Below are 6207 nucleotides of genomic sequence, written 5' to 3'. Positions count from 1 at the left end.
TCGCTGCCCCCCCCCCCCCCCGGCCGATCGCATCGGCGACTGGCATGCCGCGGGCCCGAACGTGACCCCGTTCATGAACGCCCTGTCGCTGCTGTTCCCGGCCGGCGAGCGCATGTTCATCGACGCCGTGCGCAGCTATCGCGACGGCATCACCGACGCCGGCCTGCCTGCCAACAAGCTCGGCAAGTTCACATGGCGTCTGCTCGACGTGATCCAGCACAAAACGCCCAAATCCACGCCGCTGGCGGCAACCGTCGCGCTGGCACACTACACCGCGCTGATGGGCCACATGCTGCCGCACCATCGTGAGCAGTTGGCCGGCTCACAGGAAGACTACGCCCGCATGTAGCGCTGGCACGCGCTGGAGGAAATCGAGCACAGGGCCGTGGCTTACGACGTGTACGAGCGGCGCACCGGCCGTGGCCCGCGCAACTGGCTCGAACACTCGAGCGTCATGATCGTCGCCACCGGCCTGTTCTGGCCGATCGTGTTCGCCTTCTACTGGCAAATGAGCCGGGCCGACCCGAAATGCCACGCCGAAGGATGGCGCGGGCACCTCCGGATGCTCAACTTCAACTTCGGCCGCCCCGGCTACCTGCGCCGGATGATTCCGGAGTGGCTGTCGTACTTCAAATACAGCTTTCATCCCGGCAGCAGAACAATGCCCACCTGCTGACCGAACTGGACACACTGGTCGACGGCGCCGGCCGCCCGCCACGGCCGCCCCATCAGCCGGCCGGCGCGTTGCCCGCCATCGCCAGATACAGCCGCAGCGCCGACTCGACCACGGTCTCGAACGACTCGCGATAGCCGTTCAGATGCCAGTACATGGCGATATGGATGGTCGAGCCGACCAGCCCCATGGACAGCAGCCGGCTGTCGGCGCCGGCCGTGATCGCCGCCACGTCGAACAGGCGGGCCGTGAGGTCCTCGGTCAGACGCGCGAAATTCAGCGTGACCGCGCGGTAGGTCCGATCGATATCGGCACTGATGCCGAAGATCTCGATCAGTACGATGCGGGCAATCCGTGGATCGGCCATATGCCGGAAATAGACGCGCAGGCCGGCGCGCGCGGTCGCCTCCGCCTCGGCCGGCGCGGCATCGATCGCGGCGATCATCTCGGCCTCGACGGCGGCGATCATCGATTTGTAGACCGCCGCAAACAATGCCTCGCTGTTGGCGAACGACTCATAGAAGTAGCGCTCGGTGAGCCCCGCCTCACGGCAGATCGCCTTGACCGTGGCACCGCGGAACCCGTCGCGACCGAACACCTCGACGCCGGCCGCAATCAGCGCCGCCCGGCGGGCCTCGCGGCGCTCCGCGCAGCTGCGGCCGGCATAGGCCCGGCCACGGCCCGTCCTGGCAGAGTTGACAGCGCTCATGCGTCTATTCTGGCACGGTCGGTTATGCGCCCCTCAGGCGCCGGGGCGAATGTCGCTGGCTGCAATGCCGTGGGCAACACTGCCCGGAGGCGCTGGAAACCGTGCCGGTGGCTCATGGCTGGCCTCAGGCGGCCTTCCACTTGATGGAACAGCCCTGGCTCGGCACCTGGGCCTCCTCGGGAATCGGGTCGCCTTCCAGCACCGCGTCCAGCGAGGCGCGCATGTCGGCGCCGGTCACCGGCTCGGCCGATTTCGGGCGCGAGGCATCGAACTGGCCGCGATAGGCACACTTGCCATGGGCGTCGAACAGGAAGAAATCGGGCGTGCAGACCGCGTCGTAGGCACGGGCCACTTCCTGCGTCTCGTCGTAAAGATACGGGAAGATGAAGTTGTATTGGTCGGCGAATTCGCGCATGTACGCCGGGCCGTCCTCCGGGCGCTCGTTCACATCGTTGGACGAAATCGCCACGAAACCGATGCCCCTGGGGTCGTATTCGGCGGCCACTGCGGCAAGCTCGCGCGCGATATGAATCACGTATGGGCAATGATTGCAGATGAACATCACCAGCGTGCCGCGCTCGCCGGCCACATCGGCGAATGTCCTGGTCTTGCCCGAAACGGCATCCGGCAACGCGAAATCGGGCGCGGGGGTACCCAGCGGCATCATGGTGGAATCGGTCAATGCCATGGTCGGCTTTTCAGTCGGGGAATGAATGCCGCCAGTCTAGGGCCTGTTGCCGTTTCACGCGACGCCGGACCGCGGCCCGGCATCGTGTCCGCCGGGCTGCGTCGACGGCGGTAGCATCGCGGCCATAGATGACGTATAGTCCATCCGGATATCCGGATGGAGAGATATAGTCCTATGAGCCGTACCCTGTTTACTTCCGAATCGGTCACCGGCGGCCATCCCGACAAACTGTCGGACCAGGTCTCCGACGCCATTCTCGACGCCTATCTCGCGCAGGATCCGACCGCCAAGGTCGCCTGCGAAACCGCGACCAAGACCGGCTTCGTCATGGTCTTCGGCGAGATCAAGACATCCAGGCCGGTCAGCATTCCGGTCGAGAGCATCGTGCGCGACACGATCCGCAAGATCGGCTACACCAGCTCCGACATGGGCTTCGACGCCGATACCTGTGCCGTCATGAATGTGCTCGGCGAGCAGTCGGCCGACATCAACCAGGGCGTGGAGCGGGCCGCTCCGGAAGAACAGGGCGCGGGCGACCAGGGCCTGATGTTCGGTTATGCCTGCAACGAAACCGACGTTCTCATGCCGGCGCCGATCACCTATGCCCATCGTCTGGTGCGCAAGCAGTCCGAACTGCTGGCCGATGGCACGCTGCCCTGGCTGCGTCCGGATGCCAAATCGCAGGTCACCTTCGAATACGAGGATGGCAAGCCGAGCGCGATCAACGCCGTGGTGCTGTCGACCCAGCACAATCCGGAGATCTCGCAGGCCGATCTCAAGGAAGCGGTGCACGAGCACATCATCAAGCCGGTCATCGGCAACATGCTCACCGACAACCCGACCGTGCACATCAACCCGACCGGCAACTTCGTCACCGGCGGTCCGCTGGGCGATGCCGGCCTGACCGGGCGCAAGATCATCGTCGACACCTACGGCGGCATGGCCCGCCACGGCGGCGGCGCCTTCTCCGGCAAGGATCCGTCCAAGGTCGACCGCAGTGCCGCCTATGCCGCGCGCTACGTGGCCAAGAACGTGGTCGCCGCCGGACTGGCCTCCAAGTGCGAAGTCGCGCTGTCGTATGCCATCGGCGTGGCCGAGCCGACCTCGATCTGGGTCGAGACCTTCGGCACCGGCAAGGTCGACGACGAGAAGATGACCCAGCTCATCCGCAATCATTTCGACCTGCGCCCCTACGGCATCCTCAAGATGCTCGACCTGCAGCGCCCGATCTATGCGCCGACGGCCGCCTACGGCCACTTCGGCCGCGCGGATCTGGATCTGCCCTGGGAGCGTACCGACAAGGCGGCCGCGCTGGCCGACGCTGCCGGCATTCAGGCGGCCTAGTATCCGCGCGAATTTTTCGCGCCCGTCGGCCGGCGCTCCGGTTGGCCGACGCCATGAACCGATTTCAACGACAGGAACGAATCGATGAGTAGCCCTGCCGAACAGCTCAAAGAAGATTACAAGATTGCCGATATCAGCCTGGCCCCGTGGGGCCGGCGCGAGATCGACATCGCCGAAACCGAAATGCCGGGCCTGGTGGCCCTGCGCGAGGAATACGGCAAGGATCAGCCGCTCAAGGGCGCGCGCATCGCCGGCTCGCTGCACATGACCATCCAGACGGCCGTGCTGATCGAAACCCTCGTGGCCCTCGGTGCCGAGGTGCGCTGGGCCTCCTGCAACGTGTTCTCGACCCAGGACCATGCCGCCGCGGCGATCGCCGAATCCGGCATCCCGGTCTATGCCTACAAGGGCGAGACGGCCGAGGAATACTGGGAATACGCCCATGCCATCATGGACTGGCACGACGGCGGCCTGCCCAACCTGATCCTGGACGACGGCGGCGATGCCACCACGCTGGCCACCTTCGGCGTCAAGGCCACCGACGACCCGTCCCTGCTCGATAACCCCGGTTCGGACGAGGAAAAAGCGCTGTTCAAGGTGATGAAGAAGCGCCTGGCTGAACAGCCGGACTTCTACAAGAAGCTCGGCAAGGCCATCACCGGCGTCTCGGAAGAGACCACCACCGGCGTGCATCGCCTGTATCACCTGGCCAAGCAGGGCGGGCTCACCTTCCCGGCGATCAACGTCAACGACTCGGTCACCAAGTCCAAGTTCGACAACCTCTACGGCTGTCGTGAATCGCTGGTCGACGGCATCAAGCGCGCCACCGACGTGATGGTGGCCGGCAAGGTCGCCATCGTCTGCGGCTACGGCGATGTCGGCAAGGGCAGCGTGCAGTCGCTGCGCGGGCTGGGTGCGACCGTGTGCGTGACCGAAATCGACCCGATCAATGCCCTGCAGGCGGCCATGGAAGGCCTGCGCGTGGTGGATCTGGAAGACCCGGGCGTGGTCGAGCAGGCCGATATCTTCGTCACCGCGACCGGCAACTATCACGTGATCAACCACGATCACCTGAAGCGCATGAAGAACGAAGCGATCGTGTGCAACATCGGTCACTTCGACAACGAAATCGATGTCGCCGCCCTGCGTCAGTACGAGTGGGAAGAGATCAAGCCACAGGTGGATCACATCACCTTCCCCGACGGCAAGAAGATCATCCTGCTGGCCGAGGGCCGTCTGGTGAACCTGGGTTGCGCCACGGGCCATCCGAGCTACGTGATGTCGAACTCGTTCACCAACCAGGTGCTGGCCCAGATCGAGCTCTGGAACCATCGCGATCGGTACCAGAACGACGTGTACGTGCTGCCCAAGCATCTGGACGAAAAGGTCGCAGCCCTGCATCTGGCGCGGGTCAACGCCAAGCTGACCCAGCTCACGAAGGATCAGGCCGACTATCTCGGCGTGCCGGTCGAGGGCCCGTACAAGCCGGATCACTACCGCTACTAAGCGCGTGATGGAAGGCCGTATCTAGGTCTGGAAGACCCGGCCCGCGGCCCGCGTGGGCCGGGTTTTTTTGTGCACCATGATCGGCGCCACCGCGCCACAGACAACAGGGGGAGACGCCATGAGCCATGATGTCTCGCACAACGATTTCTCCATCGAGCTGTTCCCGCCCAAGGGGCCGAAGGGCGAGGCACGACTTGAGCAGGCGCTGGAAGCGCTCGCCGAACTGCACCCCGCCTTTTTCTCGGTGACCTTCGGCGCCGGCGGCACCACTCGCTCCGGCACGCTGGAAACGGTCAAGAAGGCCATGCAGATCACCGGCCGGCCGGCCGCGCCGCATCTGTCGTGCATCGAAGGCACAAAGGCATCGATCGGCGAGTTGCTGGACAACTACAAGGCCGCCGGCGTGAAGCGCATCGTCGCGCTGCGCGGCGATCTGCCCGACGGCATGGACAAGCCCGGCGTGTTCAATTACGCCAACGAGCTGGTGGCCTTCATCAAGCAGCGCCACGGCAACGATTTCCATCTCGAGGTCGGCGCCTATCCGGAATATCATCCGGCCGCGCCCTCGCCGGCCGAGGATGTCGACAACTTCGTGCGCAAGGTCAGGGCCGGCGCCGACTCCGCGATCACGCAATACTTCTTCAACGCCGACGCCTATTTCAACTTCTGCGACGAGGTGGCGGCCAAGGGCGTCGATATCCCGATCGTGCCCGGCATCATGCCGATCAACGATTTCGGCCAGATCTCGCGCTTTTCGGCCATGTGCGGCGCCGACATTCCACGCTGGGTCCGCCAGAAGATGGAGTCCTACGGCGACGACACCGCGTCGGTGCAGGCCTTCAGCCGCGACCTGATCGGCCGGCTCTGCGAGCGTCTGCTCGCCGGCGGCGCGCCCGGGCTGCACTTCTACGCGCTCAACAAGGCCGAGCCGACGGTCACGCTATGGCACGATCTCAAACTGCCGGGCCCGAGCGCGCACCACGCCGCCTGAGCCGCGCCGGCAAGCCCAGGTGGAAAACCCGGCCGAAGCCGGGTTTTGCATTCGACAGCGAGGTCTGGCGCCAGCGCCGGTTGCAGTCACGCGGCGCGCCGGAAGCTGGCGGGTTATCGCGGGCCGCGCCTACCTCAGCGATGGCGCGGGCGGGCCTATCCGGCGCTACCGGGCTTGATCGCCGTGCGGCATCGCCTGAGACGGCGGCCAACCCCGGCCCTAGGGCGCTGCTGAAAAACCCGACAAATCTCGGGACAATAGTCAGCAGTGGAGAGTGAATAGGAGCCGAACCGATG

7 protein-coding genes are annotated in these 6207 nt (G+C 65.2%); 5 read left to right on the top strand and 2 right to left on the bottom strand.

Features of this window, described 5'->3' with window-relative positions; translation table 11 throughout:
* The coding region (locus ACS8YF_RS19355) for a metal-dependent hydrolase (protein ID WP_440851734.1) at positions 1 to 349 on the top strand (349 nt) is incomplete at its 5' end.
* A 36-nt stretch (positions 350 to 385) separates the two neighbouring features.
* Positions 386 to 676: a metal-dependent hydrolase gene (locus tag ACS8YF_RS19350; protein WP_440851733.1), complete on the top strand. Its 291-nt coding sequence runs from the start codon at positions 386 to 388 to the stop codon at positions 674 to 676.
* Positions 677 to 728: 52 nt separating this feature from the next.
* Here the strand turns inward: ACS8YF_RS19350 and ACS8YF_RS19345 are convergent, their stop codons facing one another.
* Positions 729 to 1382 carry a TetR/AcrR family transcriptional regulator gene (locus tag ACS8YF_RS19345; RefSeq protein WP_440851732.1) on the bottom strand — a complete coding sequence of 218 codons (654 nt, stop codon included), beginning with the start codon at positions 1380 to 1382 and terminating at the stop codon, positions 729 to 731.
* A 124-nt stretch (positions 1383 to 1506) separates the two neighbouring features.
* Entirely contained in the window at positions 1507 to 2070 is a 564-nt protein-coding gene (locus ACS8YF_RS19340) for a thioredoxin family protein (protein ID WP_440851731.1), read from the bottom strand.
* A gap of 174 nt (positions 2071 to 2244) precedes the next feature.
* Here ACS8YF_RS19340 and metK point away from each other — a divergent pair, with 174 nt between their 5' ends.
* The 3 genes from metK to metF all read left to right on the top strand — a co-directional run bounded on the left by metK (position 2245) and on the right by metF (position 5911).
* Positions 2245 to 3414 (top strand): methionine adenosyltransferase, encoded by a 1170-nt coding sequence (gene metK / locus ACS8YF_RS19335; RefSeq protein WP_440851730.1) that lies wholly within the window; start codon positions 2245 to 2247, stop codon positions 3412 to 3414.
* Between the two features lie 84 nt (positions 3415 to 3498).
* Entirely contained in the window at positions 3499 to 4920 is a 1422-nt protein-coding gene (gene ahcY, locus ACS8YF_RS19330) for an adenosylhomocysteinase (RefSeq protein WP_440851729.1), read from the top strand.
* Between the two features lie 118 nt (positions 4921 to 5038).
* Positions 5039 to 5911: a methylenetetrahydrofolate reductase [NAD(P)H] gene (gene metF, locus ACS8YF_RS19325; RefSeq protein WP_440851728.1), complete on the top strand. Its 873-nt coding sequence runs from the start codon at positions 5039 to 5041 to the stop codon at positions 5909 to 5911.
* Positions 5912 to 6207: the final 296 nt, after the last annotated feature.

Origin of the sequence: Salinisphaera sp. SWV1, assembly GCF_052044155.1 — a bacterium.
Lineage (GTDB): Bacteria > Pseudomonadota > Gammaproteobacteria > Nevskiales > Salinisphaeraceae > Salinisphaera.
The sequence above is the reverse complement of the archived record's forward strand: the minus strand, read 5'-3'. Positions and strand labels throughout refer to the sequence as shown.

Excerpts from the sequence above, each read along its gene's own strand:
- metF (WP_440851728.1), top strand. The coding sequence starts at position 5,039 with ATGAGCCATGATGTCTCGCACAACGATTTCTCCATCGAGCTGTTCCCG.
- metK (WP_440851730.1), top strand. The coding sequence starts at position 2,245 with ATGAGCCGTACCCTGTTTACTTCCGAATCGGTCACCGGCGGCCATCCC.
- ahcY (WP_440851729.1), top strand. The coding sequence starts at position 3,499 with ATGAGTAGCCCTGCCGAACAGCTCAAAGAAGATTACAAGATTGCCGAT.
- ACS8YF_RS19340 (WP_440851731.1), bottom strand. The coding sequence starts at position 2,070 with ATGGCATTGACCGATTCCACCATGATGCCGCTGGGTACCCCCGCGCCC.
- ACS8YF_RS19345 (WP_440851732.1), bottom strand. The coding sequence starts at position 1,382 with ATGAGCGCTGTCAACTCTGCCAGGACGGGCCGTGGCCGGGCCTATGCC.